General features: G+C 62.0%; 24 protein-coding genes and 1 pseudogene. 5 read left to right on the forward strand and 20 right to left on the reverse strand.

What is annotated here, in order from left to right:
* Positions 1-120: 120 nt before the first annotated feature.
* The 3 genes from ABIE40_RS17865 to ABIE40_RS17875 all read right to left on the reverse strand — a co-directional run bounded on the left by ABIE40_RS17865 (position 121) and on the right by ABIE40_RS17875 (position 2,297).
* The gene (locus ABIE40_RS17865) at positions 121-1,014 is read right to left on the reverse strand and encodes a LysR family transcriptional regulator (protein ID WP_130284330.1); all 894 of its coding nucleotides are present in this window, start codon (positions 1,012-1,014) and stop codon (positions 121-123) included.
* A gap of 68 nt (positions 1,015-1,082) precedes the next feature.
* The gene (locus ABIE40_RS17870; protein WP_112720148.1) at positions 1,083-1,424 is read right to left on the reverse strand and encodes an ArsR/SmtB family transcription factor; all 342 of its coding nucleotides are present in this window, start codon (positions 1,422-1,424) and stop codon (positions 1,083-1,085) included.
* A gap of 102 nt (positions 1,425-1,526) precedes the next feature.
* On the reverse strand, positions 1,527-2,297 hold the full coding sequence (locus ABIE40_RS17875; protein WP_130284332.1) for an SDR family NAD(P)-dependent oxidoreductase: 771 nt from the start codon (positions 2,295-2,297) through the stop codon (positions 1,527-1,529).
* Positions 2,298-2,391: 94 nt separating this feature from the next.
* Between ABIE40_RS17875 and ABIE40_RS17880 the strand changes: the two genes are divergently transcribed.
* Positions 2,392-3,174 carry a DeoR/GlpR family DNA-binding transcription regulator gene (locus ABIE40_RS17880; protein ID WP_112720146.1) on the forward strand — a complete coding sequence of 261 codons (783 nt, stop codon included), beginning with the start codon at positions 2,392-2,394 and terminating at the stop codon, positions 3,172-3,174.
* Between the two features lie 58 nt (positions 3,175-3,232).
* Complete coding sequence (gene glpD, locus ABIE40_RS17885) at positions 3,233-4,807, forward strand: glycerol-3-phosphate dehydrogenase (RefSeq protein ID WP_199627855.1); 1,575 nt, start codon at positions 3,233-3,235, stop codon at positions 4,805-4,807.
* Here the strand turns inward: glpD and soxR are convergent.
* Complete coding sequence (gene soxR, locus ABIE40_RS17890) at positions 4,804-5,265, reverse strand: redox-sensitive transcriptional activator SoxR (RefSeq protein WP_199627856.1); 462 nt, start codon at positions 5,263-5,265, stop codon at positions 4,804-4,806. The genes glpD and soxR overlap by 4 nt on opposite strands.
* 72 nt (positions 5,266-5,337) lie before the next feature.
* Here soxR and ABIE40_RS17895 point away from each other — a divergent pair, with 72 nt between their 5' ends.
* Positions 5,338-5,901 (forward strand): NADPH-dependent FMN reductase, encoded by a 564-nt coding sequence (locus tag ABIE40_RS17895; protein ID WP_199627857.1) that lies wholly within the window; start codon positions 5,338-5,340, stop codon positions 5,899-5,901.
* A 145-nt stretch (positions 5,902-6,046) separates the two neighbouring features.
* On the opposite strand, the gene ABIE40_RS17900 is transcribed toward ABIE40_RS17895, so the two are convergent.
* The 10 genes from ABIE40_RS17900 to ABIE40_RS17945 all read right to left on the reverse strand — a co-directional run bounded on the left by ABIE40_RS17900 (position 6,047) and on the right by ABIE40_RS17945 (position 16,299).
* Positions 6,047-6,454, reverse strand: a complete 408-nt coding sequence (locus tag ABIE40_RS17900) for a F0F1 ATP synthase subunit epsilon (protein WP_112717964.1) — start codon at positions 6,452-6,454, stop codon at positions 6,047-6,049.
* The gene (locus ABIE40_RS17905) at positions 6,454-6,687 is read right to left on the reverse strand and encodes a hypothetical protein (protein WP_112717962.1); all 234 of its coding nucleotides are present in this window, start codon (positions 6,685-6,687) and stop codon (positions 6,454-6,456) included. Before ABIE40_RS17905 ends, ABIE40_RS17900 begins: the two co-directional genes overlap by 1 nt.
* The gene (atpD, locus tag ABIE40_RS17910; protein ID WP_112717960.1) at positions 6,687-8,159 is read right to left on the reverse strand and encodes a F0F1 ATP synthase subunit beta; all 1,473 of its coding nucleotides are present in this window, start codon (positions 8,157-8,159) and stop codon (positions 6,687-6,689) included. Before atpD ends, ABIE40_RS17905 begins: the two co-directional genes overlap by 1 nt.
* Before the next feature lie 23 nt (positions 8,160-8,182).
* The gene (locus ABIE40_RS17915; RefSeq protein ID WP_112717958.1) at positions 8,183-9,067 is read right to left on the reverse strand and encodes a F0F1 ATP synthase subunit gamma; all 885 of its coding nucleotides are present in this window, start codon (positions 9,065-9,067) and stop codon (positions 8,183-8,185) included.
* Positions 9,068-9,093: 26 nt separating this feature from the next.
* Positions 9,094-10,623, reverse strand: a complete 1,530-nt coding sequence (atpA, locus tag ABIE40_RS17920) for a F0F1 ATP synthase subunit alpha (RefSeq protein WP_112717956.1) — start codon at positions 10,621-10,623, stop codon at positions 9,094-9,096.
* Positions 10,623-11,189 carry a F0F1 ATP synthase subunit delta gene (locus ABIE40_RS17925; protein WP_112717954.1) on the reverse strand — a complete coding sequence of 189 codons (567 nt, stop codon included), beginning with the start codon at positions 11,187-11,189 and terminating at the stop codon, positions 10,623-10,625. Before ABIE40_RS17925 ends, atpA begins: the two co-directional genes overlap by 1 nt.
* Before the next feature lie 254 nt (positions 11,190-11,443).
* Entirely contained in the window at positions 11,444-11,833 is a 390-nt protein-coding gene (locus ABIE40_RS17930; protein ID WP_112717952.1) for an AGROH133_08824 family phage infection protein, read from the reverse strand.
* An 82-nt stretch (positions 11,834-11,915) separates the two neighbouring features.
* Positions 11,916-14,132: a primosomal protein N' gene (locus ABIE40_RS17935; protein ID WP_199627858.1), complete on the reverse strand. Its 2,217-nt coding sequence runs from the start codon at positions 14,130-14,132 to the stop codon at positions 11,916-11,918.
* Between the two features lie 48 nt (positions 14,133-14,180).
* Positions 14,181-15,329, reverse strand: a complete 1,149-nt coding sequence (locus ABIE40_RS17940; RefSeq protein WP_199627859.1) for an AAA family ATPase — start codon at positions 15,327-15,329, stop codon at positions 14,181-14,183.
* A gap of 25 nt (positions 15,330-15,354) precedes the next feature.
* Positions 15,355-16,299 carry a GNAT family N-acetyltransferase gene (locus ABIE40_RS17945; RefSeq protein ID WP_199627860.1) on the reverse strand — a complete coding sequence of 315 codons (945 nt, stop codon included), beginning with the start codon at positions 16,297-16,299 and terminating at the stop codon, positions 15,355-15,357.
* A 144-nt stretch (positions 16,300-16,443) separates the two neighbouring features.
* Here ABIE40_RS17945 and ABIE40_RS17950 point away from each other — a divergent pair, with 144 nt between their 5' ends.
* Positions 16,444-17,379 carry a tyrosine recombinase XerC gene (locus ABIE40_RS17950; RefSeq protein WP_199627861.1) on the forward strand — a complete coding sequence of 312 codons (936 nt, stop codon included), beginning with the start codon at positions 16,444-16,446 and terminating at the stop codon, positions 17,377-17,379.
* 87 nt (positions 17,380-17,466) lie between these two features.
* Entirely contained in the window at positions 17,467-18,540 is a 1,074-nt protein-coding gene (locus ABIE40_RS17955; RefSeq protein WP_199627862.1) for a TraB/GumN family protein, read from the forward strand.
* Between the two features lie 328 nt (positions 18,541-18,868).
* Here the strand turns inward: ABIE40_RS17955 and lpdA are convergent, their stop codons facing one another.
* The 6 genes and pseudogenes from lpdA to ABIE40_RS17985 form a co-directional block, all read right to left on the reverse strand.
* Positions 18,869-20,275 (reverse strand): dihydrolipoyl dehydrogenase, encoded by a 1,407-nt coding sequence (gene lpdA, locus ABIE40_RS17960; RefSeq protein ID WP_130283303.1) that lies wholly within the window; start codon positions 20,273-20,275, stop codon positions 18,869-18,871.
* Between the two features lie 45 nt (positions 20,276-20,320).
* Positions 20,321-21,073: an SDR family oxidoreductase gene (locus tag ABIE40_RS17965; protein ID WP_199627863.1), complete on the reverse strand. Its 753-nt coding sequence runs from the start codon at positions 21,071-21,073 to the stop codon at positions 20,321-20,323.
* The gene (locus tag ABIE40_RS17970; RefSeq protein WP_199627864.1) at positions 21,070-21,579 is read right to left on the reverse strand and encodes a hypothetical protein; all 510 of its coding nucleotides are present in this window, start codon (positions 21,577-21,579) and stop codon (positions 21,070-21,072) included. The genes ABIE40_RS17965 and ABIE40_RS17970 overlap by 4 nt, the downstream gene beginning before the upstream one ends.
* A complete protein-coding gene (locus tag ABIE40_RS17975) occupies positions 21,576-22,322 on the reverse strand; it encodes a DUF4241 domain-containing protein (protein ID WP_112717932.1) in 747 nt (248 codons plus the stop codon). The genes ABIE40_RS17970 and ABIE40_RS17975 overlap by 4 nt, the downstream gene beginning before the upstream one ends.
* A 14-nt stretch (positions 22,323-22,336) precedes the next feature.
* Positions 22,337-23,572, reverse strand: coding sequence for a 2-oxoglutarate dehydrogenase complex dihydrolipoyllysine-residue succinyltransferase (gene odhB / locus ABIE40_RS17980; RefSeq protein WP_199627865.1), 1,236 nt, complete (start codon positions 23,570-23,572; stop codon positions 22,337-22,339).
* Positions 23,573-23,623: 51 nt separating this feature from the next.
* A pseudogene (locus ABIE40_RS17985) lies at positions 23,624-26,609 on the reverse strand (2-oxoglutarate dehydrogenase E1 component).
* Positions 26,610-26,767: the final 158 nt, after the last annotated feature.

Consider the following 26,767-nt stretch of genomic DNA (forward strand, 5'->3'; position numbering starts at 1 on the left):
TCCCGTTATCAGCCGTCACACCATGCTCCCCCAGCTTGGTATGACATTGTGACAGGAAGTTTCTCAGGGAACATGCAACCGATCAATAAAGCTGTTCCGTCAGTTGATAGGATTTTCCTATCAAAGATCTTCGCTCTCCGCGAGAATCCTTGCTTCATGCAACAGCGCAGAGACGAGTGGCGTGAACGGCTCGCGATGCGTCGCAACCAAGCCAACAAGATGATCGGCCTCGGGCTCGACAATCGGGATCATCCGGATTTCGGCCGGAAAACCAAAGGATTCTGCCACGTTCCGCGGCATGATGCTAGCCCAGCGCCCCGTGCGGACGTGTGAAAACAGCACGATCATCGATCCCGATTCCAGAGTCGGATGCGCTGTGGCCCCGGCTTCGGCCAGATGCCGGTTGATGATACGGCGGTTCTGCATGTCTGCGGTCAATAGACAAAGCCGAAGATTGCCAACCTCACGCCAGGTCACAGTTTCGCGATCCGAAAGCGGGCTGCCGGCCGCGGTGATCAGATTGTAGCGCTCGGCATAAAGCGGCACGGCCGTCACCCGCCCTAGCGGCTCGTTTTCGAGATAGGTGACACCCGCATCGATCTCGAGATTTTCAAGCATGCTGAGAACCTGCAGAGAATTGCGCGAGACGATCGAGAAGGTCACGTCAGGATGGCGCTCCTGAAACGGCGTGGTGATCCGCGGCAGCATCGCCAGAGCCGTTGGAATGGAGGCGATCCGCAGGTGTCCGGAAAGACCCTTGCGGGCTGTGCGCATCTCCTCGCGCATGGTGCGCGTATCGCCGACGATGCGGCGTGCCCATTCGAGCACGCGCTGCCCCTCCGGCGTCAGCCCCTGAAAGCGCGAACCGCGCTGCACCAGCATCACGCCGAGTTGGTCTTCCAGCTGCCGGATCGCGGCTGATAGCGTCGGCTGCGAAACACCGCATTCTTCGGCGGCGCGGCCGAAATGCTTTTCATTGGCAAGAGCTATGAAGAATTCCAGCTTGTCGATCATCCGGCCTCCTGCCGAACTGTGCGTCCGGGCATCTTTGGCGGGACATCATAAGCTTAGCAAGACCTGCCTCAACGGGCAGCGGGCGCCGGAAACATGGCGAAAAGCGAATCCAGGAAGGATGCGACGCTGTCATTGCCGAGGCTGTAATAGACGAGACGCCCTTCGCGACGGGTGTTGACCAGTCCTTCCATGCGCAGCCGCGCCAGCTGCTGCGATACCATGGCCTGCTGCACGCCGAGCAGTTCCTCGATCTCGCTGACGGTCTTTTCCTGCTCGGCGAGAATGCAGAGAATAAGAAGGCGCGTCTGATGTGCCATTGCCTTCAGGAGGCTGCTCGCTTCGTGAGCTTTTTCGGCAAGCTTCTGCAGTTCCTGACCGGCTGTTCCCGGCGCAGTTGTAGGCAAGCGCATTCGGATTCTCTGATGGACGGGTTGGGACGGGCCCAAGCGATACCATATTCAGACCGATATACTGCGCAATTTTACTAAAATACCAAAAATAGTCCAAGTAAATCAGCAGATAAGCTGGCCGCCATTGATCTCCAGAACTTGCCCGGTGATGTAGCCCGCTAAGGAAGGCGCGGCCAGAAACAGGTAGGCGGGGGCGCAATCCTCGGAGGTTCCGAGCCGTTGCAAGGGTATGGTCTTGCGTGTCGCCTCAAGCTTTTCGCGCGACGAATAGCGCTCATGGAAGTCGGTTTCGATCGTACCCGGCGAAACACAATTGACCCGGATCATGTCAGGCGCAAGCTCGCGCGCCAGCGCCTTCGAATAGGTGGAAACGAAGGCTTTCGAGGCCGAATAGATCGCCGATCCCGGGCTTCCGCCGGTCAGCGCCGATATCGATACGGTGTTGACGATCGCCGCACCCTTGGCGGCCCGCAACGCCGGCAGCAGCGCGCGCGTCACCTCGACGACGGAGGTCTGGTTGAGCCGGGTAACCGCCTCATAATCCTGATCCGTCAGTTCTCCCGCCGGAAACCGGCCGACCATCGTCCCGGCATTATTGACCAGCACATGAATCGTGCCGAAGGCATCCAGCACCTTCCAGGCGAAAGTGGCGGTGCCGCCCGGCTCGCTGAAATCGCCTGAGATCAGCACGGCGCGACGATCGGCTTCGGCCGTCAGCAGGAAGTCCGGAAGGTCGCGGCTCTTGCTGCGGCCGGTATGAACGGCGACGCGTGCGCCGCAATCGAGAAACTGGCGTGCGACCTCGAGGCCAATGCCGCGCCCGGCACCCGTGACGACGACATTGCGGTTTTCGAAAAGCTTTGGATGAAACACGCTGAGGCCCTCCCCACTGCGGCTGGCAGTCGCCGATTGCGCAATTTTCGCTTTAACATATGATCGCAAGAAACGAAAGAAAGGGAGGCGCAGCATGTTTCTGTCCGGACGGCAGACCGAGATCCTCGACATCGCAAAGTCAGAGGGCCGCGTGCTGGTGGAAGACCTGGCGGCCCGCTTCTCGGTCACCCCGCAGACGATCCGCAAGGACCTCAACGATCTCTGCGACAGCCGGGTACTGACGCGCATCCATGGCGGCGCGATTTTCCCTGGCGGTACCGAAAACGTCAAATACGAGGCGCGCCGCTCGATCGCGGCCAACGAGAAGACGGCGATCGGCCGTGCCTCGGCCGCGCTCATCCCGAACAATGCTTCCCTCTTCATCAATATCGGCACGACGACGGAAGCAGTCGGCGAAGCGTTGATCGAGCATCACGAATTGATGGTCATCACCAATAACATCAATGTCGCCAGTCGCTTGCGACTATTCCCGTCGATCGAGGTCGTGATCGCCGGCGGCGTCGTGCGCCATTCGGATGGCGGCATCGTCGGTGAAGCGGCCGTCGATTTCATCCGCCAGTTCAAGGTCGATTATGCCGTGATCGGTGCCTCGGCGATCGATCCCGATGGCGCGCTTCTCGATTTCGATTACCGCGAAGTGAAGGTCGCCCAGGCGATCATGGCCAATGCCCGGCATGTCGTGCTGGTCGCCGATTCCACCAAGTTCGAGCGCACGGCGCCCGTTCGCATCGGCCACCTGTCGCAGGTCCATACCTTCGTGACCGACGAATGCACGCTGGATTCGCTCCGCCGCATCTGTTCCGAGGGCGGCATCAATCTGGTGGAGACCAACCGGGCGGGCAGCACCAAAGATTAAATCTTACGCTGTCGCAAAAGGTTCGTTTGACATTCGTTTTCTTTCGTTTTAGCGCTTAATGGATTTCATTTTAAGCACTAAATCGTTGGAGAACCGCGTGGGCAGCCAGACTTTCGACCTATTCGTGATCGGCGGAGGCATCAACGGCTGCGGGATCGCGCGTGATGCGGCGGGGCGCGGCTATTCGGTGGCGCTGGCGGAGATGAACGACTTCGCCTCCGGCACCTCGTCGGGCGCCACCAAGCTGATCCATGGCGGCCTGCGCTATCTCGAACATTACGAGTTCCGCCTCGTGCGTGAATCGCTGATGGAGCGCGAAGTGCTCTGGGCGATGGCGCCGCATATCATCTGGCCGATGCGCTTCGTGCTGCCCTATCACAAGGGCGGCATCCGCCCGGCCTGGCTGATCCGGCTGGGGCTGTTCCTCTACGATCACCTCGGCGGCCGCAAGCTCTTGCCGCCGACATCAGTGCTCGACATGCGCCGCGATCCGGCAGCAAAGCCCTTGAAGGCGCTGTTCACCAAAGCCTTCGAATATTCCGACGGCTGGGTCGACGATGCCCGCATGGTGGTGCTGAACGCCCGGGATGCCGCCGACAAGGGCGCGCTGATCATGCCGCGCACGAAAGTGGTGTCGGCGCGGCGCGAGAATGGTCTCTGGATCATCGAGACGGTGGATACGCTCTCGGGCCGCAGCGAAACGCATCAGGCCCGCATGCTGGTCAATGCCGCCGGTCCCTGGGTCGATCACGTCATCCGCGCCGCCTTCGGCCAGAACGAGGCGCGCCATGTCCGGCTCGTCCAGGGCAGCCATATCGTCGTCAGGAAGAAGTTCGACGGTCCCAAAGCCTATTTCTTCCAGAACCCCGATAACCGCATCATCTTCGCCATTCCCTATGAAGACGACTTCACCCTGATCGGCACCACCGACCGGGATTATGGCGGCGATCCCAAGGATGTCAGGATATCGGCGGAAGAGACGGATTATCTCTGCAAGGCGGCCAGCGAATACTTCAAGGAGCCGGTCCGGCCCGAGGATATCGTCTGGACCTATTCGGCCGTCCGCCCACTCTTCGACGACGGCGCCTCGAAGGCGCAGGAAGCGACGCGCGATTACGTGCTGAAGCTCGAAGGCCCAAGTCAGGGAAAGGACAGCAGCGAGGCGAATGCTGCGCCGCTTCTCAATGTCTTCGGCGGCAAGCTCACCACCTACCGGCGCCTGTCGGAACATGCACTGGAGAAGATCGGCGAGGCGATCGGCGTCAAGGGTTCGCCGTGGACGGCGAAGAGCCATCTGCCGGGCGGGGATTTCCCGGCACAGGGCTTCGAGGCTGAGGTTGCCAAGCTGCAGGCGGCCTATCCGTTCCTGGCGCCGGCCCATGCGCGGCGGCTGACGCGCCGCTACGGCACCAAGGCCACCATCCTGCTCGGCAAGGCGGCTTCGACCGCCGATCTCGGGCGGCATTTCGGGTCGGATCTCTACGAGGCCGAAGTGCGCTATCTCATGCAGCATGAATGGGCCTTCACCGCAGAGGATGTCCTCTGGAGGAGGAGCAAGAAGGGTCTCTACCTCAGCAAGGACGAGGCAGCGGCTCTGGAGAGCTTCCTGCAGGCCGAGCGCATCGCCGCCTAGATATCTTCGAGCAACCGCGCACCGGTACCCTCGCTGCCCAGCCTGTCATGCGGGTTGCGCAGCGGACAGCTTTCGATCGACAGGCAGCCGCAGCCGATGCATCCCGTCAGGTGGTCGCGCAACAGTGTCAGCCGCTTGATGCGGTCGTTCAGATCGTTCTTCCAGAGCTGCGACAACGTCTGCCAGTCGGAGACCGTCGGCGTGCGGCCCTGCGGCAGGGTCGCGAAGGCCGCCTCGATCTCGGCAAGCGGAATTCCAACCCGCTGCGCCACCTTGATGATCCCGAGACGGCGGAGCACATCGCGTCCATAACGGCGCTGGTTGCCACGCGAACGGATGCTCGCGATCAACCCCTTGCTCTCGTAGAAATGCAGCGCCGACACCGCAAGACCGCTGCGCGCCGCCACCTCGCCGACGCTGAGCAGCCGGCTCATCATGCCATCCGAATTTTTCTGCATGGGCTGTTGACCTCAATATTAGTTGAGGTTTTATAACCCGAGCTCCCGATGATCGTAAAGAAGGAGCAATGCATGCAGACCACGATCAGATTGGCCGTCATCTACGGCAGCACGCGGCCCGGCCGCATGTGCGACCGCGTCGTCAAATGGCTCGTCAGCCAGCTCGGCCACTACCCGCTGATCGAACTGGATATCATCGACCCGCTCGATTTCGGCCTGGTCCCCAATAGCGGCGACGAAACCGGCGAGATCGCCGCGAGGCTGCAGCGCGCCGACGCCTTCATCATCGTCACGCCGGAATACAATCACAGCTTCCCCGCCTCGTTGAAATTCTTCATCGACACCTTCTACGAGCCCTGGCACGTCAAGCCGATCGCCTTCGTCGCCTATGGCGGCATCTCGGGCGGCCTGCGCGCCGTCGAACATCTGCGCCTGGTCTTCGCCGAGCTCCACGCAGTCGCGATCCGCGACACGGTCAGCATCGTCTCCCCCTGGGACCGGCTCGACAAGGACGGGCACTTCGACCGCCCGGAAGAGGCGCTGCGGCACCTCAGCCGGATGATGGGCAGGCTGCAATGGTGGGCGCGCGCCCTTCGCGCCGCCCGCAACGAGCAGCCCTATCAGGCGGCGGCCTAGAGATCACGGCCGCGGCTCTGGCAGGTGCGCGGCTGCGATGCGCACCCGGGCAAGGCCACCGCCCGGGTGCGCTGGTCGATCCGGTAGCCTGAAAACAAAAAAGCGGCCCTTAAGGCCGCTTTCGATCGTTTGGGAAAAGTCCCGATCAATCCTGCTCGACGACGCCACGCAGATGCGTGAGTTCGAGGATGAACTGCTCAAGCTTGGACTTGTGCTCGTGATGCTCGGCATCCTCGAGGTCCTTCTGCGCAGCTTCGATGCGGCGGGTCAGCTCGTCCTTGTTGATTTCCTCAACCGGAACGGCGGACTCGGCAAGCAGCGTGCAGCCGGTTGGCAGGATATCGGCGAAACCGCCGAACACGACGTAGTCCTGCTTGCTGCCGGAGGCCGAACGAACGCTGACGATGCCGGGCTTGATGGTCGTCATCGTCGGCGCATGGTGGGCCATGACCGTCATCTCGCCCTCGGTGGCCGGAATGACAACTTCCGTCACCATCTCCGACAGAAGCAGACGCTCCGGAGATACGAGTTCAAAATTGAAATTGTCAGCCATCAGTGACTTACCTTCTCGGCCTTTGCATCTTGCAGTTTGGTCCCGCAGAACGGGCAGTGCTGTATCGCCTGATCGAGATAGCCGAGACCCTCTTCGGTCTGGACCAGTCCCACCACCATCATCAGCTGGCCGTTATCCGCCCTATAGACGGTCGGGGCTGCGGGGGCCGGAAGATCTGCCACGACTTCCCGAAGGGAGTCGCAGCAGAAGATCTCGTCATGAGCGTCGCTCATCAAGCAGCTGCGGAGAGCTTCTTGGCCTTTTCGATGGCTTCTTCCATCGAGCCGACCATGTAGAAGGCTGCTTCCGGCAGGTGGTCGTATTCGCCGTTGACCAGGCCCTTGAAGCCCTTGATCGTGTCTTCGAGCGCAACGAGCTTGCCCGGCGAACCGGTGAAGACTTCGGCGACGAAGAACGGCTGGGACAGGAAGCGCTCGATCTTGCGGGCGCGGGCAACGGCCAGACGGTCTTCTTCAGACAGTTCGTCCATACCCAGGATGGCGATGATGTCCTGCAGGGCCTTGTAGCGCTGCAACGTCGACTGAACCTTACGAGCCACTTCGTAGTGCTCTTCGCCAACAACCATCGGGTCGAGCATGCGCGACGTGGAGTCGAGCGGGTCAACGGCCGGGTAGATACCCTTTTCAGCGATCGAACGCGACAGAACGGTCGTTGCGTCCAGGTGGGCGAACGAGGTTGCCGGCGCCGGGTCGGTCAAGTCGTCGGCGGGGACGTAAATGGCCTGAACCGAGGTGATCGAACCGGTCGTGGTCGTGGTGATGCGTTCCTGCATCTGACCCATGTCGGTTGCGAGCGTCGGCTGATAACCAACGGCCGAAGGAATACGGCCGAGCAGAGCCGACACTTCCGAGCCAGCCTGCGTGAAGCGGAAGATGTTGTCGACGAAGAACAGAACGTCCTGGCCCTGGTCGCGGAAGTGTTCAGCAACCGTCAGACCGGTCAGCGCAACACGAGCGCGCGCGCCCGGAGGTTCGTTCATCTGGCCGTAAACCAGCGCAGCCTTGGAGCCTTCGCCGCCGCCGTGCTTGTTAACGCCGGACTCGATCATTTCGTGGTAAAGGTCGTTGCCTTCGCGGGTACGTTCACCCACGCCTGCGAAGACCGAGTAACCACCGTGCGCCTTGGCGACGTTGTTGATCAGTTCCATGATGAGAACGGTCTTGCCGACGCCTGCGCCGCCGAACAGGCCGATCTTGCCGCCCTTTGCGTAAGGAGCGAGAAGGTCGACGACCTTGATGCCGGTGACGAGGATCTGCGCTTCCGTGGACTGCTCGACGTAAGCCGGAGCGTCCTGGTGGATGGCGCGCTTGGAAGCGGTAACCAGCGGACCAGCTTCGTCAACCGGCTCGCCGATGACGTTCATGATACGGCCGAGCGTTTCGTCGCCAACCGGAACCGAGATCGGTGCGCCGGTGTCGGTGACTTCCTGACCGCGAACCAGACCTTCGGTCGAGTCCATGGCGATCGTGCGAACGGAGTTTTCGCCGAGGTGCTGCGCGACTTCGAGAACAAGGCGGTTGCCCATGTTCGTGGTTTCGAGCGCGTTCAAAATCGCCGGCAGTTCGCCTTCGAAAGCAACGTCGACGACGGCGCCGATAACCTGTGTGACCTTGCCGACAGAGCCTGTGGCGGTCTTCTTAGCGGCGGTCTTCGCTGCCGCCTTCGGGGTAGCTGCCCTAGCCATTTTAATACCCTCTTTCTCTAACCTCAGAGCGCTTCCGCGCCCGAAATGATTTCAATCAGTTCCTTGGTGATCTGCGCCTGACGCTGACGGTTGTAGTTGAGCGTCAGCTTGTTGATCATCTCACCTGCGTTACGCGTCGCGTTGTCCATCGCGCTCATCTTGGCGCCCATTTCACCGGCTGCGTTTTCAAGCAGTGCACGGAAGATCTGGACAGAGATGTTGCGCGGGATCAGATCCTCAAGGATCGCAGCCGGATCCGGCTCATATTCATAGACCGCGCCGGCATGGGCAGCATCTTCGACAACGCCTTCAGGCGCCTGTGCCGGGATGATCTGCTGGGCCGTCGGGATCTGGCTGATGACCGACTTGAACTCGGAATAGAACAGCGTGCAAACGTCGAACTCGCCGGCTTCGAACATCTCGATGATGCGCTTGCCGATCTGGTCCGCGTTGTCGAATCCGACGCGCTTGACCTCGCGCAATTCCTTGCGCTCGACGATCAGCGATGCGAATTCGCGGCGCAGGCTGTCAAAGCCCTTCTTGCCGACCGTGAAGATCTTCACGGTCTTGCCTTCGGCGATCAGCTTGCGCGCATGATCACGGGCAAAGCGCGAGATCTGCGAGTTGAAGCCGCCGCAAAGGCCGCGTTCTGCGGTGCAGACAACGAGCAGGTGAACCTGATCCTTGCCGGTACCGGTCATGAGCAGCGGTGCGCCGTCGGCATCGGTAACCGCATTGGCGATGTTCGAAAGAACAGCCGCCATGCGTTCCGAGTAAGGCCGGGCGGCCTCGGCCGCCTCCTGCGCACGCCGAAGCTTAGCCGCGGCGACCATTTTCATCGCCTTGGTAATCTTCTGCGTCGCCTTGACGGAGGCGATCCGGTTTTTCAGATCCTTAAGTGAAGGCATCCGTTATCCGTCCTAACTGGGTCCGATCAGGCAAAAGACTTGGAGAACGCTTCGAGAGCAGCAGTGAGCTTGCCCTTCGTATCGTCGCTGATAGCCTTTTCCGTGCGGATCGTGTCGAGGATCGCCTTGCCTTCCGAGCGGAGGTAGGAGAGCAGAGCCTGTTCGAACTTGCCGACCGATGCAACCGGCAGCTTGTCGAGGTAGCCGTTGACGCCTGCGAAGATCACAGCGACCTGTTCTTCCGTCTTCAGCGGCGAGAACTGCGGCTGCTTCAGGAGTTCGGTCAGACGTGCACCGCGGTTCAGGAGGCGCTGGGTTGCGGCATCGAGGTCCGAGCCGAACTGAGCGAATGCCGCCATTTCGCGGTACTGGGCGAGTTCGCCCTTGATCGAGCCTGCAACCTGCTTCATCGCCTTGATCTGCGCGGCAGAACCGACGCGCGAAACCGACAGACCGACGTTAACGGCCGGGCGGATACCCTGGTAGAACAGGTCGGTTTCGAGGAAGATCTGGCCGTCGGTGATCGAGATCACGTTGGTCGGAATGAAGGCCGAAACGTCGTTGCCCTGCGTTTCGATGACCGGCAGAGCGGTCAGCGAACCGGCGCCCTTTTCGTCGCTCATCTTTGCAGCGCGCTCGAGGAGACGCGAGTGCAGGTAGAAAACGTCGCCCGGGTAAGCTTCGCGGCCCGGCGGGCGGCGCAGCAGCAGCGACATCTGACGGTAGGAAACAGCCTGCTTGGACAGGTCGTCGTAACCGATCAGGGCGTGCTGGCCGTTGTCACGGAAGTATTCGCCCATGGCGCAACCGGCGAACGGTGCAAGGAACTGCATCGGAGCCGGATCGGAAGCCGTGGCAGCGATGATGATCGAGTACTTCAGAGCGCCGCGTTCTTCGAGAACCTTGACGAACTGAGCAACGGTCGAACGCTTCTGGCCGACAGCGACGTAGACGCAGAACAGCTTTTCGCCTTCCGGACCGGAGTCGTGAATGGCCTTCTGGTTCAGGATCGCGTCGAGAATGATCGCGGTCTTGCCGGTCTGGCGGTCGCCGATGACGAGCTCGCGCTGGCCGCGGCCAACCGGGATGAGGGCGTCGATAGCCTTGAGGCCGGTCGACATCGGCTCATGAACCGACTTGCGCGGGATGATGCCCGGAGCCTTGACGTCAACGCGTGCGCGCTGCTTGGCATTGATCGGGCCCTTGCCGTCGATCGGGTTGCCGAGAGCGTCAACGACGCGGCCGAGGAGTTCCGGACCAACCGGAACGTCAACGATGGCGCCCGTACGCTTGACGGTGTCGCCTTCCTTGATGTCGCGGTCCGAACCGAAGATAACGACGCCGACGTTGTCGGATTCGAGGTTCAGAGCCATACCACGGGTGCCGCCCGGGAACTCGACCATTTCACCGGCCTGAACGTTGTCCAGACCGTAAACGCGAGCAATACCGTCGCCGACAGAAAGAACCTGGCCGACTTCCGAAACCTCAGCCTCTTTGCCGAAGTTTTTGATTTGATCTTTGAGAATTGCGGAAATTTCCGCGGCGCGGATATCCATCAGCCAACCTCTTTCAATGCAAGCTTGAGAGTAGAAAGTTTGGTGCGAAGCGACGTATCAATCTGACGGGACCCGACCTTGACGATCAGACCACCAAGAATTGACGGATCAACCGTGACGGCAATCGCCACGTCTTTGCCGGTGACGCCCTTCAGCGCCGCCTTCAATTCGGTTTCCTGCGCTGCGGTGAGCGCATGGGCCGAGGTAACCTCGGCAGAAATTTCGCCACGCTGACGGGCAGCGATGACACGGAAGGCCTTGATCATGCCCGGGAGGGCAAACAGGCGGCGGTTGCGCGCCACGACCTTCAGGAAGTTGCCGACGAAACCGGAAATACCGGCCTTTTCGCTGATGGCAACAATAGCCTTCAGCTGATCGTCAGCCGAGAATACCGGGCTGGCGACGAAACGCTTGAGGTCGTCGCTCTCATCCAGCATCGCCTGGAAACGGTCGAGATCTGCGGTGACGCTCTCGACGGCACCTTCTTCGAGCGCCAGATCGAATAGCGAGGACGCATATCGTTCTGCAACACCAGAAGTAAGCTGGGACGTGTCTGCCACGGGCACAAATTTCCCTGATTTCAATTCAAGAATCCGGCCGTCGGCGGGCGCCTGACCTATGCTCTTGAATTCGTTTTGATTTCCCCCAGAAATCGCAAGAGAAGCCTCTTGCTTCTTCCGAAATTCGGGGTCCGTCTAACATAGGACGCAGGGACTCGCAACACGCGTAATGCCCGAATATGCCTTTCGAATGATTTTCTGTCGGCAAAATCGTGAAATGGCATTCGAGCAGGCGAGCGGGCGCCCGTCAGCCCTGTAATTCAGGTTGCAAAGAACCCAAAAGAATAGGCCAGCGGAACCGCTGCGAGAACCGCTTGCACAACCAGAAGTAAATAGTTGATAATTGTGCTCCCCTTATCAGAAAGAAGAGAGATGACGCGGGCGAAAAATGCCATCGCGAAGGCGGCGCCGAGCGCCATGTAGATGAAGTCCTGGGCGAGCATGATCGCCGCCAGACCGAAGCCGAGATAGAAGCCGCCGACCGAGCGCTGCTCCGCATAACCATCCCGCCGCTCGCCGCGCGGCGCGAGACCGAAGAGCTTCATGGCGTAACCGGGCGCGAACATGATGACGAAGCCCGCAGCCGCCGTGAATGCCGCGCAGCAGAATGCCAGCTGCTCGCCGAAGGTTTCCGGAAAATAGAACTCCATGAATCAGCCCCAAATCATGCCCATGTTTTTTGACCTTATGGCATGATTGTCTGCTGCCGGAAACGGCCACGATCAGCTGTTTTTAAAGGAAGCTCTGCGGATCGATATCCAGCTGAACCTGAACCGAACCCCGCTCCTTCGGCGCTTGCGCCAGCATGGTTTTCAGGAACGCCTGCATATCGGAATTGCGCCGGCCGTGGACCAGCAGGCGGAAACGGTGGCGGCCGCGCACGATCGCCAGCGGCGCTTCAGCCGGACCCAGCACCGAAATGCCCGACACCTGCGGCGCCGAACTGCGAATGCCGCGCGCATGGCTTTCCGCATCCTGGCGGGTCTCGGCCGAGACGATGATCGAGGCCAGCCTGCCGAAGGGCGGCAAAATCGCCCGCTCGCGCTCGGTAATCTCCCGCTCGTAGAAGGCCCCGGCATCGCCTGAGACGATCGCCTGCATCACAGGATGCTGCGGCTGATAGGTCTGCAATAGACCATGGCTCTTCAAACCGGTTCGCCCGGCGCGGCCTGTCACCTGCGAGAGCAGCTGGAAGGTGCGTTCCGCAGCGCGCGGATCGCCATTCGCCAGCCCGAGATCGGCGTCGACGATGCCAACCAGCGTCATCAGTGGGAAGTTATGTCCCTTGGCAACGAGCTGCGTGCCGATGACGATATCGGCCTCGCCCTTGGCGATCGCATCGAGCTCAAGACGAAGCCGCTTCACGCCGCCGGTAATATCGGATGACAGGACGATCGTTCGTGCATCCGGGAAATGCCGCTCGACCTCTTCGGCGATGCGCTCGACGCCGGGGCCGCAGGCGACCAGATGATCGAGCGTGCCGCATTCCGGGCAAGCTTCCGGCGTCCGCTCGGTATAGCCGCACTGATGGCATTGCAGCTGACTGCGGAAGCGATGCTCGACCAGCCAGCTCGAACATTGCGGGCACTGGAATCGATGCCCGCAGACGCGGCAAAGCGTCAGCGGCGCATAGCCACGCCGGTTGAGAAAGAGCAGTGCCTGCTCCTTCTTCTCGATCGTCTTGCCGATCGCCCGGATCAGTACCGGTGACAGGAAGCCGCCGCGCTCCGGCGCATGACGGCGCATATCGACGAGATGCAGATCCGGCAGCGCCGCATCGCCGAAGCGCGTCGGCAGATGGATCGTCGTATAGCGACCGCTCTGGCCGTTGACCTGGCTCTCGACCGACGGCGTTGCAGATACCAGCACGATCGGAAAATCACCGATCCGCGCCCGCACGACGGCCATGTCACGGGCATTGTAATAGACGCGGTCCTCCTGCTTGTAGGCAGGGTCATGCTCTTCATCGACGATGATCAGGCCGAGATCTTCGAACGGCAGGAAGAGCGCCGAGCGCGCACCGGCAACGACACGCACCTCGCCGGTGACGGCCTGCCGCCAGACCTTCTCGCGGATACGCGGCGCCAGATCGGAATGCCATTCCGCAGGCTTGGCACCAAAGCGATCCTGAAAACGCTCGAGGAAACTCGCCGTTAGCGCGATCTCGGGCAGCAGGATCAGCACCTGCTTGCCGCGCCTCAGCGTCTCGGCGATCGCTTCGAAATAGACCTCGGTCTTGCCCGAACCGGTGACACCGTCGATCAGCGACACGGCGAAGGCGCCATTGCGCACCTCGCCGAGAATATCCTCCGCCGCATCCTTCTGCGGGCCGGCCAATCGCGAGGCGGCAAAATCAGGATCCGGCTTTGCGACGACAGGTGGCGGCGGCAGGAAGATCGTTTCGAAAATCCCCTGGCTGATCAGGCCGTCGACGACGCTGGTCGAGACCCCGGCGGCATGGGCAAGCCCCGTCCGCGTCCAGGAAACGCCATCGGAGGCCCGCTTGAGCACGCGAGCGCGCGCCGGCGTCATCCGCTCCGGTTCGCCGCCGATGAAGCGCAGGCCTTCCACCATCGGCTCCGGCTCGAAAGCATTCGGAGCCCTCAGCGCCATGCGCGCCACGAGGCCGGGAGGCGAGAGCGTATAGGCCGACACCCAGTCGATGAAATCGCGCATTTCCTTATTCAGCGGCGGGCAATCGAAGACATGGCTGATCGGCCGCAGCTTCTTCGGGTCGACGCCATCCTCGCCGCCATCCCAGACGACGCCGATCACCTGGCGCGGCCCGAGCGGCACCTGCACGACGGAACCAGGCTCGACCGCCATGCCCTCGGGCACGGCATACGAATAGGGCCGAGGCGCAGGCAAGGGTACGAGCACCGGGACCGTGCGGGTTGCCGGTGGTGTCTCGAACAATGCGCCAAAGAGATCGGACGAATCTGTGCTCATCGCGCCAGACCATGCCCGCTACGGCGTGAAAATGAAACCCGCCGCATGCTAGTCGTCATCGTCCTCTTCGCCCGAGATCACGCCGGTCAGCCGCATGCCCTCGATCCATGTCGCACCGTTCTCGCGGATCACCTTGCGCGGACGCACGCCGCAGCGCTCACGGACAGCTTCGGCGAGCTGCGCCGAATGCGTGACGATCCACACCTGGCTGGTCTTCGAGGCCTCCGCGATCATATCTGCCAGCGGCGCCAGCATATCCGGATGCAGGCTGGCTTCCGGCTCGTTGAGCGCGATCAGCGGCGGCAGCCGGTAGGAGAGGAGTGCGGCGGCGAGGCCGAGAAACCGGATCTGCCCGTCCGACAGCTCCCGCGGCTGGAAGATCCGATTCGGGAAATCCGGCAGCTTCAGCCCGAACTCCGCCGTCTCGCCGGGCTCCGGCACGACCAGCTGCGCGCCGCCGAGAGCCGAGCCCAAGATGCGATCGAGCTCAACCGTATCCTGCCGCGTGTGCACGAGCGTCGCAAAGACCGCCGCCAGATTCGCCCCGTCCTCATCCAGCATTGGCCCCGTTACAGCAAGGCAGGGATGCCGCAGCGGCGAGGCGCGGTCGGTGCGGAAACCATGAAAGAATCGCCAGTTGTTGACGATGCGTCGGAAGGCGGCGACCTCAGGGAAATTGCCGGCATCGCCGAGCAGCGCGATCGCCGTCTCCGATGTCAGCGCTTCCTCGGGATGCTCCTGCATTCGCCCGTCGCCGTCCCGCACGAAAATGCCGGGACCGGATCGCTTCATCATCGTCACGGCCCGGCGGCCGGTCTCGACCGTCAGCTCCTCGGCCTTCACCTGCGGCTCGAGCGGAAAGCCAGCTGCGGCCGTTGGCGGCCGCAATCCGGCTTCGACGTGATAGCGGAAAGTGACCGCCCGCTCCTCGTCGACGATCTCGACCTCAAGCCGGATCCGCGCCGGTCCATCGGATTTGCGCCGGGTGCCGGACCAGAGCGCCGAGAGCATGCCGCCCTCGGCCGCCAGCTCATGCGCCAGCCGCCCACGCACGGCCGCCTGCACCAGCTGCAGCGCGCGATAGAGATTGGATTTGCCGACGCCGTTCTCGCCGAGAAACAGCGTCGTATCCGCCAGATCCATGCGGATCGAGCGCAGCGAGCGGTAATTCTGGGCAAACATCGAGCGAAGACGCATGAGACCGCTTTAGCGCAAACCAGCGTCAAAAAGAATGGGCGAGCAGCGGCTCCGGTTGCGGCTCCCGAGCAACCGGCGAAAAGCGAGCACTGTCATCAGCGGCCAATCCGAAAACCGTGTACTGCTCCAGCGCCTTCGTCACATCGTTGATATCGCCATCCAGCTGCTCGACCGGAATGAGATCACCGATCGTAAAATCGAACCGGTCGCCGCGCTTGTTCAGGAGTTCGTGGAAAACCGTCATGTCGCGAAGCTCCGTCGACCACTTGGCAAACCAGTAGAACAGCCCGGAATTGCGGGCCGTCATATGCACCGGCAGGATCGGCAGATTGTATTTGCGCGCTAGCCCGACTGCCGAACTCTTCCATGGCCGCTCGTTGAGCCTGCCGTTCGCCCAATAGGCGATACGGCCGGATGGAAAAAGGATCGTCGCCTTGCCTTCCTTCACCGCATGGTTGGTCAGCTGCAGCGTCTCGCGGGTCTTGAGCTTGGTCTTGTATTCCTCCCGCCATTCGACCGGGATGACCATCTCCGCAAAACGCGGATTGACGCGAACCGCATCGCGATTGGCGAAGAACATCATATCCGGCCGGCGCGTCTTCAGGAGATCGAAGACGGCAACACCATCGGCGATCCCCGTCGGGTGGTTGCTGACCAGAATGAAGCCGCCGGTTTCCGGAATGCGCTCGGCATGCCGCACTTGGATATCCAGCTTCAGCAGATTGCTCATATATTCGAAGCATTGGAAGCCCGGCATATTCGCCACGTCATTGGCGAATTGCAGCGCCTTGTTGTAGCGCAAGAGCGTGTAGAGGAAGGGCCGCATCACCGGCCAGAGCGGATTCTGGACGATCCGCTGTCCGCGCTCGGCAATCAGCGTATCGACGATATGGCCGGGGTTGCCGTGAGAAACCAGGGCGATTGCTTCCGCGAGCTGTCCGAAAGCCGTCGTGGAGTGGCGCCGCGCCATACAAGAGTCCTGCCTCGTTCCGGGAACCAGCTATCGCAACCTATTATGATCGAAGCATGACAAGCGCTTGGCCGATATTAGCAATTCCATAACCGTCCCTCGGTGAAAATTGGCGGCGATTGCCCCGAAATCAAGGCCCGAGCCGTGAACGAACTTTTGATTATTGCCGATCCGCGCCTGATGTCTGAGCGCAGCGCCTGGCTTCAGAGCCTGGAGAGCGAACGCCGCCTTTCCGGGCACACGCTCGACGCCTACGAGCGCGACAGCCGCCAGTTCCTGACCTTCCTCACCGGCCATCTCGGCGGCCCCACAACGCTGAAGGATATCGAGGCGCTCCGCCCCGCCGATTTCCGCGCCTTCCTCGCCGCCCGCCGCAAGGAAGGATCCGGCGCCCGTTCGCTCGGCCGCAATCTCGCCGGCCTGCGCTCGCTACTGCGCTATCTCGAGAAGAAGGGATTGGTGAACGCCGCAGGCGCCAGCGCGGTGCGCTCACCGAAGCAGCCGAAATCGCTGCCGAAGCCACTCTCCGACCGGCAGGCCGTCACCGTCGTCAGCGACGATGCACAGATGCACGATGCCCCCTGGATCGCGGCGCGCGATGCTGCGGTCATGACGCTTCTCTACGGCTGCGGGCTGCGCATCTCCGAAGCGCTCGACCTGACGCCCGGCGATTTCCACGACGCCACGACCTCGCTGCGCATCATCGGTAAGGGCAACAAGACCCGGCTCGTGCCGCTTCTCGCCATCGTCAGCGAGGCCGTCGGCAAGTACCGCGCGCTCTGCCCCTTTAATCTTGAAGCAGCCCAACCTCTCTTCCGCGGCGCCCGTGGCGGCAAGCTGCAGCCGGCGATCATCCAGCGCACCATGCAGAAGATGCGCAGCGCCTTCGGCCTGCCGGAGACGGCAACGCCGCATGCGCTGCGCCACTCGTTCGCAACGCATCTGCTTGCCGGTGGCGGCGACCTTCGCACCATCCAGGAGCTTCTCGGCCACGCCAGCCTGTCCACCACCCAGGTCTATACCGGCGTCGATTCGGCAAGGTTGCTGGAGGTCTACGACCGTGCCCATCCAAGGGCGTAATCATTCGTTAACGCTTTCCCTTAAAGGAATATGCGCGAAGGCGGCGTAGAGCATGGATCTGATTAAGCATAGCGAGCGGAACCAATCATGACGATTTCCATCGGCCATCGCAGATTTGAGATTGCGCAGCCGGGCAACATCCTGCTCTGGCTGATCGCGGCCTTCCACATGCTGCTCGCCGCGTCGCTGCTCGCCGTCCTCTTCTCGGTCACACCTGCCGCGGCTGCGGACGACAGTTGCGCCGGCAAGGACCTGATGGCCGAGCTGAAGCAATCCGATCCCGCCCGCTATGCCGAAGTCGTCAAGGAAGCCGATGCCGTGCCGAACGGCAAGGGTATCTTCTGGAAAATCGAGAAACCGGGCCTGAAGCCGTCCTGGCTGCTCGGCAGCATGCATGTCACCGACCCGCGTGTCCTGAACCTGCCTGCCTACGCCCAGACCGCCCACGACAACGCCGATACGATCGTCATCGAATCCGACGAGATCCTCGACGAGAAGAAGGCCGCTGCCGCCCTGCTCGCCCGTCCCGATCTGACGATGTTCACCGACGGCACGACGATCCAGAAGCTGCTCTCGCCGGAAGATTACGCCCGCCTCGACGCAGGCCTGAAGCAGCGCGGCATTCCGCTCGCAGCCGTTTCCCGCATGCGCCCCTGGATGATCGCCAGCGCCGTCGCCCTGCCCGCCTGCGAGATCGCCCGCAAGGCCAAGGGCGTCCAGTTTCTGGACCAGAAGATCGCTGCCGACGCCGTCAAGGAAGGCAAGCAGGTCAAGGGTCTGGAAACCCTTGCCGAGCAGCTGCAGGCCATGGCCGAGCTGCCGATGGAATTTCATCTGAAGTCGCTGATCGAAACGCTGGAACTCGGCCCGAAGATGAACGACGTCGTCGAGACCATGACCGACCTCTACCTCTCGGGCGATGTCGGCATGACCATCCCGATGCTGAAGACCGTCTCTCCCGAAGAAGGCGGTGACGGCGACTACGCCGCTTTCGAGCAGCGCATCATCCTCGACCGCAACAAGGTCATGGCCGACCGCGCCGCCCCAATCCTCGCCGCCGGCAACGTCTTCATGGCCGTCGGCGCCCTGCACCTGCCGGGCGACAAGGGCGTCATCGAGCTGCTGCGTCAGCAGGGCTTTACGGTCACCGCGGTGAACTGAGCCGGAACGCTACAGGTCTCAAATCCCAAACTCACCCTCATTCCTGTGCTCGTCACAGGAATCCAGCCGGCCCAAGTCCTTGGGCCGAAGAGACGAGCGCGCGCCGCCATACCCCGCGGCCCCCTCATCCGGCCCTTCGGGCCACCTCTCCCCGAGGGGAGAAGGGAAAGTCGAGGGTACCCCTTGCGCCAACTTCCCCTCTCCCCCGCAGGGAGAGGGCAGGGTGAGGGGGCTCCGGGCTCGAGCTGCCGGCTAAGGCCCAAAACGCCAGGCACAAAAAAGCCGCGGCCCTCTCAGACCGCGGCTTCATACTACCTAGCTACCGATCTCACATATGGATCGGCTTGAAAAACGCTGCCAGCGCAGCTTCCTTGACCGCTTCCGACATCGTCGGATGCGCATGGCAGGTGCGGCCGAGGTCTTCGGCGGAGCCGCCGAATTCCATCAGAACGGCGATCTCGTGGATCATCTCGCCGGCGCCGAAGCCGACGATGTGGCCGCCAAGAACGCGGTCGGTTTCCTTGTCCGACAGGATCTTCACGAAACCGTCGGTCGCCAGCATGGCGCGGGCGCGGCCGTTGGCGGTGAAGGGGAACTTGCCGGTCTTGTAGGCGATGCCTGCAGCCTTCAGTTCTTCCTCGGTCTTGCCGACGGAAGCGACTTCCGGCTGGGTGTAGACGACGCTCGGGATGACGTCGTAGTTCACATGGCCGTGCTGGCCGGCGAGGATTTCGGCGAGTGCCACACCTTCGTCTTCAGCCTTATGCGCCAGCATCGGACCCTTCACGACGTCGCCGATTGCATAGATGCCGTCGACATTGGTCTTGAAGTGGCCGTCGATCTCGACGCGGCCGCGGTTGTCGAGCTTAACGCCGGCTTCCTCGAGGCCGAGGCCGGCGGTGTAGGGCACGCGGCCGGTGGAGATCAGCACGACATCGGCTTCAACGGTCTGGGCGTCGCCACCCTTGACCGGTTCGAAGGTAACCTTCGCGCCCTTGCCGCCCTTCTCGACGCCGGTAACCTTGGCGCTGAGATTGATCTCGATGCCCTGTTTGCCGAGCATGCGCTGGAACTGCTTGGAGACGTCGCCATCCATCGCGCCGAGGATCTTGTCGAGATACTCGATGACGGTGACCTTGGCGCCGAGGCGCGACCAGACAGAACCGAGCTCGAGGCCGATGACGCCGCCGCCGACGACGATCATCGTCTCCGGCACCTTGTCCAGCGCGATCGCGCCGGTCGAGGAGACGATGATCTTCTCGTCGATATCGACCTTGACGCCCGGGATGCCGGCGACGTCGGAGCCGGTGGCGATGACGATATTCTTGGCTTCGAGTTCCTGCACCTTGCCGTCTTCGGCGGTGACGGAAACCTTGCCGGCGGAGACGATCTTGCCGGTGCCCTGGAAGGCATCGATCTTGTTCTTCTTGAACAGGAAGGCGACGCCATCGACGTTCGACTTCACGGTCGCATCCTTATGCGCCAGCATCTTTTCGAGATTGAGCTTCGGAGCCGCGACCTCGATGCCGAGGGCGTCCATGCCGTGAGCGGCCTGATGGAACATCTCGGAGGCATGCAGCAACGCCTTGGACGGAATGCAGCCGACATTGAGGCAGGTGCCGCCGTAGGTCGCGCGCTTTTCGACGACCGCAACCTTCAGGCCGAGCTGCGCGGCCTTGATTGCCGCGACATAACCGCCAGGGCCGGTTCCGATAACGATCACATCGTAAGCCATTGTTCTTTTCCTTTTGTTTGTCCGTTGGTCAGGAAATCGAAATGCCTAGCGCCCGCCGCTCACATTCATGATGGCGCCGGTCACATAGGAAGAATTCGAAGAGAGAAGATAAAGCACCGCATCCGCGACCTCGCCAGCCGTTCCCGGCCGCTGCATCGGAATGGAAGGCGCCATGTCCTTCGCGCGATCCGGCAAGCCGCCGGATGCATGAATATCGGTGTCGATGATACCCGGCCGGACAGCATTCACGCGCACGCCCTCGGTCGCGACTTCGCGCGCCAGACCGATCGTGAACGTGTCGATCGCTGCCTTGGAGGCTGCGTAATCGACATATTGCGACGGCGAACCCATGATCGCCGCCATCGAGGAGATGTTGACGATCGAGCCACCCTTGCCGCCGTGACGGGTCGACATGCGGCGCACAGCTTCGGCAGCGCAGAGAACCGAACCGGTGATATTGATGCGCATCATCCGTTCGATACGCTCGACGCTCATCTCATCGACCCGCTGCGGCTGATCGACGATACCAGCATTGTTGACGAGACCATCGAGACGGCCGAAATGCCTGTCGACGGCTGCGAACATTGCGGTGATATCGGCCGCATTGCCGACATCACCCTTGACGGCAAAGGCTTCGCCGCCCTGGCTGACGATGTCACTGACCACAGCGTCAGCAGCGTCCTGGTTCGAGGCGTAGTTGACAGCCACGCGCCATCCCTGGCTTGCGGCAAGCCTGCAGACGGCGGCACCGATGCCACGGCTTCCGCCGGTGACGAGGAGAACAGGTGCGCCGCTCATTTCGTGCATTCCTTGAAGGCGAAGACATCCCAGGGCGCAGCAACCTGCTTGCCTTCGCCGAGGATGGTGGAATCGCGAAGCGCCGGACCGATCGCCGGAAGCACGATGCTGTCGACGGCATTGGCCTTTTCAGCCGGCAGATTGTCGATCACGCCCTTGGCGTCAACGCCGTAGACCGGTCCCTGCCAGATCGTGCAGGCATCGAGATCGGCACCTGTCGCATCGCCATCGGGGCAATGGAACATCACCATGCCGATTGTCCGCGTCGGGTCTTCCGAAGGCATGACATAGCCGTCGAGCACGGCATCGCTGTCCTTCACGGTCATCTTGAACTGGTTGTTGGCAGCGGCCGCATCGGAGTTCAGCGGCTGGAACTTCAGCTGGTAGATACCATCGCGATCGGCATAGACGGCATGCGACTGCAGGCAATCCGCCGCTGCCGCGATATCCGGCAGGGTCAGGGCAGAGACCGCAAACAGGGCTGCAAGGCTAGCTTTCTTGCTCATTGCGCCACCGGCTCCTTACGCCCGTCGGAATTCTCGATCACATAAAAATCCGTCAGCATCACCAGCGGATGACCGTCTTCGGCCAGTCCCCAGAAAACCGGATAGAAACCGTCGCCCCAGCCGCTCCAGAAAATCGCGACATTGCCCGGCTTTCCCGATACCGGCGAATGCAGCGCATAGCGCCCGCCGTTGGCATCGAGTTCCGGGGCGATGATGTCGTAGTAGTTCACATCCTCGTCCGGCTTTGCCGCCTGCGCGGTCTCCGCCCGCTCTTCCAAGAGCTTCAGCGTATCGGCATCCATGTAAGCGCCGAGGCCGGCATCGACAGGATAGCCGAAGATCTCGTCGTCCTTCAGGCTCGCCGGATCCTGCCCGGGGATCGCCGCCATCTCCCAGCGAACCGGCTTGCCTTCGCCAAAGCGCATGCTGGCGGCGGCAACGCGGCCGAAGGCCTGATAAAGAGTCACGGGATAGTTGCCGGGAGGCACGGTCCTGACAAAGGCAGGGCGGTCAGGCTGGGCCAGCGGATCGGCGGCGATGATACGGCCGGATGTCAGCTGCACGTCGCCCATCTTCACCGTGGTGATCTTGCGCTCGGCAAGGGCTGCATCATCCAGCGAGACCAGGTCGAAATTGCTGCTCGCCTTGGAGATATCCCAGGCGGCAGCGGAAGCCGGAACCGGAAGATGCACTGCGGCTGCGCACAAAAGCGCCAATGCCGCCTGCTTGATCCGGTTCCGCATCGGATTTGCTCCGCTTAGAGATCGAGAACCAGACGCTCCGGATCTTCCAGGCTTTCCTTGACGCGGACGAGGAAAGTGACTGCTTCCTTGCCGTCGACGATGCGGTGATCGTAGGAGAGCGCGAGATACATCATCGGACGGATGACGATCTGGCCGCCGACGACCACAGGACGGTCCTGAATCTTGTGCATGCCGAGGATACCCGACTGCGGAGCGTTCAGGATCGGCGAGGACATCAGCGAGCCGTAGACGCCACCGTTGGTGATCGTGAACGTGCCACCCTGCATGTCGGCCATCGACAGCGAACCGTCACGCGCAGCCTTTGCAAGACGGCCGAGTTCCTTTTCGATCTCGGCGATCGACATCTGGTCGGCGTCACGGATAACCGGAACGACGAGACCCTTGTCCGTGCCGACAGCCATGCCGACGTGGCAGAAGTTCTTGTAGATGATGTCGGTGCCGTCGATCTCGGCGTTGACGGCCGGGAGTTCCTTCAGCGCGTGGGTCACGGCCTTGGTGAAGAAGCCCATGAAGCCGAGCTTCACGCCATGCTTCTTTTCGAAGACGTCCTTGTACTTGGCGCGCAGGTCCATGACCGCCTTCATGTCCACCTCGTTATAGGTGGTCAGCATGGCAGCCGTGTTCTGGGCGTCCTTCAGGCGCTTCGCGATCGTCTGGCGCAGGCGCGTCATCTTCACGCGCTCTTCGCGGCCGGCATCTTCGACGGTCGAAGGTGCGCGGGCGGCAACCGGGGCAGCCGGTGCAGCAGCCGGAGCCGATACACCCTTGGCAACGGCAGCGATGACATCGCCCTTCAGGACCTGGCCACGCTTGCCAGAACCATCGACCTGCTCGGCCGCGATGTTGTTTTCAGCCAGCATCTTCGCAGCAGCCGGTGCCGGCGGCATGGAGGACGGTGCGGCAGCGGCAGCCGGGGCAGCGGCAGCAACCGGCTCGGCAACCTTGGCCGGAGCGGCAGCGGCGGGCACAGCGGCCGGGGCTGCAGCGGCGGCACCTTCGGCGATCTGGCCGAGCAGCGCGCCGAGACCGACGGTTTCACCGGCCTGGGCAACGATTTCGGACAGCGTGCCCGAAGCCGGAGCCGGGACTTCGATGGTCACCTTGTCGGTTTCAAGCTCGAGGATCGGCTCGTCTGCCTTGATGGCATCGCCGACCTTCTTGAACCAGGTGCCGACTGTCGCCTCGCTGACGGACTCACCAAGAGTTGGAACGCGGATTTCTGTGGCCATGATTTTAGTTTCCGTTGATCAGTTTGTTTCGATCGTTGTTCGTTTCGAGGGTCAGCCGCCCAGCGCATCCTCAAGGAATGCGGCAAGCTGCGACAGGTGCTTGGACATCAGGCCCGTTGCCGGCGAAGCGGCGGCTGGGCGGCCCGTGTAACGGACGCGCTGATACTTCGCATCGATATGGGCGAGAACCCATTCCAGATAGGGGTCGATGAACGACCATGCACCCATGTTCTTCGGCTCTTCCTGGCACCAGACCATCTCCGCATTCCGGAAGCGGCTGACGCTCGTTGATGAGCGCCTTTGCCGGGAACGGATAGAGCTGTTCGACGCGCAACAGGTAGATGTCGTCGATGCCGCGCTTTTCGCGCTCTTCGAGCAGGTCGTAGTAGACCTTGCCGGTGCAGAGCACGACGCGGCGGATCTTGGCATCCTTCTGCAGCTTGATCGGGCCGTCCTTGATGACCTCGGCATCATCCCACAGGAGACGGTGGAAGGAAGACTCGCCGGCCATCTCAGCCAGGGTCGAAACCGCACGCTTGTGGCGCAGCAGCGACTTCGGCGTCATCAGCACGAGCGGCTTGCGGAAGTCGCGCTTCAGCTGACGGCGAAGGATGTGGAAGTAGTTCGACGGCGTCGTGACGTTGGCAACCTGCATGTTGTCTTCGGCGCAGAGCTGGAGGAAGCGCTCCAGGCGTGCCGAGGAGTGCTCCGGACCCTGACCTTCGTAGCCATGCGGCAGAAGGCAGACGAGACCGGACATGCGCAGCCACTTGCGTTCGCCCGATGAGATGAACTGGTCGAAGACGACCTGTGCACCGTTGGCGAAGTCGCCGAACTGGGCTTCCCAGAGGGTCAGCGCATTCGGGCGGGCCAGCGAGTAGCCGTATTCGAAGCCGAGAACCGCTTCTTCCGAAAGCATCGAGTTGATGACTTCGTAGCGGGCCTGGGTCGGCGACAGGTTGGCGAGCGGGATATAGCGCTCTTCCGTCTCCTGATCGTAGAGGACCGAGTGACGCTGCGAGAAGGTGCCGCGTTCGCAATCCTGACCCGACAGCCGGATCTTGTGGCCTTCCGTGACCAGCGAGCCGAACGCCAGAGCTTCCGCCATTGCCCAGTCGAGGTTTTCACCCGTCTGGATCATGTTGGCGCGGTTTTCCATGAAGCGCTGGATGGTGCGGTGCGCATGGAAGCCTTCCGGAATTTCGGAGAGCTTGCGGCCGATTTCCTTCAGCTGCTTCATCGGAACGGCAGTCTTGCCGCGACGCTGCTCGTCGGCATTGTCAGCCGTGCGCAGGCCCGACCACTCGCCGTCCAGCCAGTCGGCCTTGTTCGGCTTGTAGCTCTGGCCGGCCTCGAACTCCTGCTCGAGATGGGCGCGCCAGTCGGCCTTCATCTTTTCGACTTCGCCTTCGGTCAGCAGGCCTTCGCCGATCAGACGCTCGGCGTAGATCTGCAGCACGGTCTTGTGGCCGCGGATGACCTTGTACATCTTCGGCTGCGTGAAGGACGGTTCGTCGCCTTCGTTGTGGCCGTAGCGGCGGTAGCAGAACATGTCGAGGACGACAGGCTTGTGGAATTTCATGCGAAATTCCATGGCAACCTTGGCGCCGTAGACAACCGCTTCCGGATCGTCGCCGTTGACGTGCAGGATCGGCGCTTCGATCATCTTGGCGACGTCGGATGGATAGGGCGACGAACGCGAGAAGGCCGGGTTCGTGGTGAAGCCGATCTGGTTGTTAATGATGACGTGCATCGTACCGGCAACGCGGTGACCGCGCAGGCCGGAAAGGCCGAGGATTTCAGCGATGACGCCCTGGCCGGCGAAGGCCGCGTCACCGTGGATCAGCAGCGGCAGAACCTTGGAGCGCTCGGACAGCGGAATGGTGTCGCCGTCCCAGACGGTGGCGCCCATGTCCTGCTTGGCGCGGGCCTTGCCCATGACCACCGGGTCGACGATTTCGAGATGCGACGGGTTTGCCGTCAGCGAAACGTGGACCTTGTTGCCGTCGAATTCGCGGTCGGAGGAAGCACCGAGATGGTACTTCACGTCGCCGGAACCTTCGACTTCGTCAGGCGCGTAGGAGCCGCCCTTGAACTCGTGGAAGATGGCGCGGTGCGGCTTGCCCATGACCTGCGAAAGCACGTTCAGACGGCCGCGGTGGGCCATGCCGAACACGGCTTCCTTGAGGCCGAGCGAGCCGCCGCGCTTCAGGATCTGCTCAAGAGCCGGGATCAGCGATTCACCGCCGTCGAGACCGAAACGCTTGGTGCCCTTGAACTTGACGTCGAGGAACTGCTCGTAGCCTTCGGCTTCGATGACCTTCTGCAGGATCGCCTTCTTGCCTTCGGGGGTGAACGCCACGCCCTTGTCCGGACCTTCGATACGTTCCTGGATCCAGGCCTTCTCTTCCGGATTGGAGATGTGCATGAATTCGACGCCGAGCGTCGAGCAATAGGTGCGCTCGAGAATCTCGATCATCTCGCGGATGGTCGCGTATTCGAGGCCGAGAACGTTGTCGATGAAGATCTTGCGATCGTAATCGGCGGCTGTGAAACCGTAATTTTCGGGCGACAGCTCGTGGTAATCTTCAACCGGAGCGGCGATACCGAGCGGGTCGAGCTTGGCATGCAGGTGGCCGCGCATGCGGTAGGCGCGGATCATCATGATGGCGCGGACGGAATCGCGCGTCGCCTGCAGGACGTCGGCAGCTTCCGCCGGCTTGCCCGCGGCTTCGGCCTTCGCCTTCACCTTGGTCTCGATGACCTTCTCGACGATGCCCCAGTCGCCATCGAGCGCCGAGACGAGATCGCCACCGGCCGGGATCGGCCAGTGCTTCTTGCGCCAGGATGCACCCTTGGCCGCCTTCTTCACATCAGCGGGATCGTCGTCGAGCGCCTTGAAGAAGGTGCGCCACTGTTCGTCGACCGATGACGGATCCTCTTCATAACGGGCGTAGAGCTGCTCGATATAAGCAGCGTTTGCGCCATCCAGAAACGAAGTGATCTGAAACTGCTCGTTGGCTTCTTGCCGTGCCATGGTGTTATGCGGACGCTTCCGCCCGCCTCCTGACTAAGATGAGTTTGCCGGCCATCTCGCCGGCTGCCGCATTTCCATTTGCCGCCTGTCCGCGGCACATCTGCATTCGAAAGCTCAGCCGGGCGGAGGAGGCAGATGCAGTCCGCCGCCCGGGTCTT

Source organism: Rhizobium sp. OAE497, from assembly GCF_040546565.1.
GTDB lineage: Bacteria > Pseudomonadota > Alphaproteobacteria > Rhizobiales > Rhizobiaceae > Rhizobium.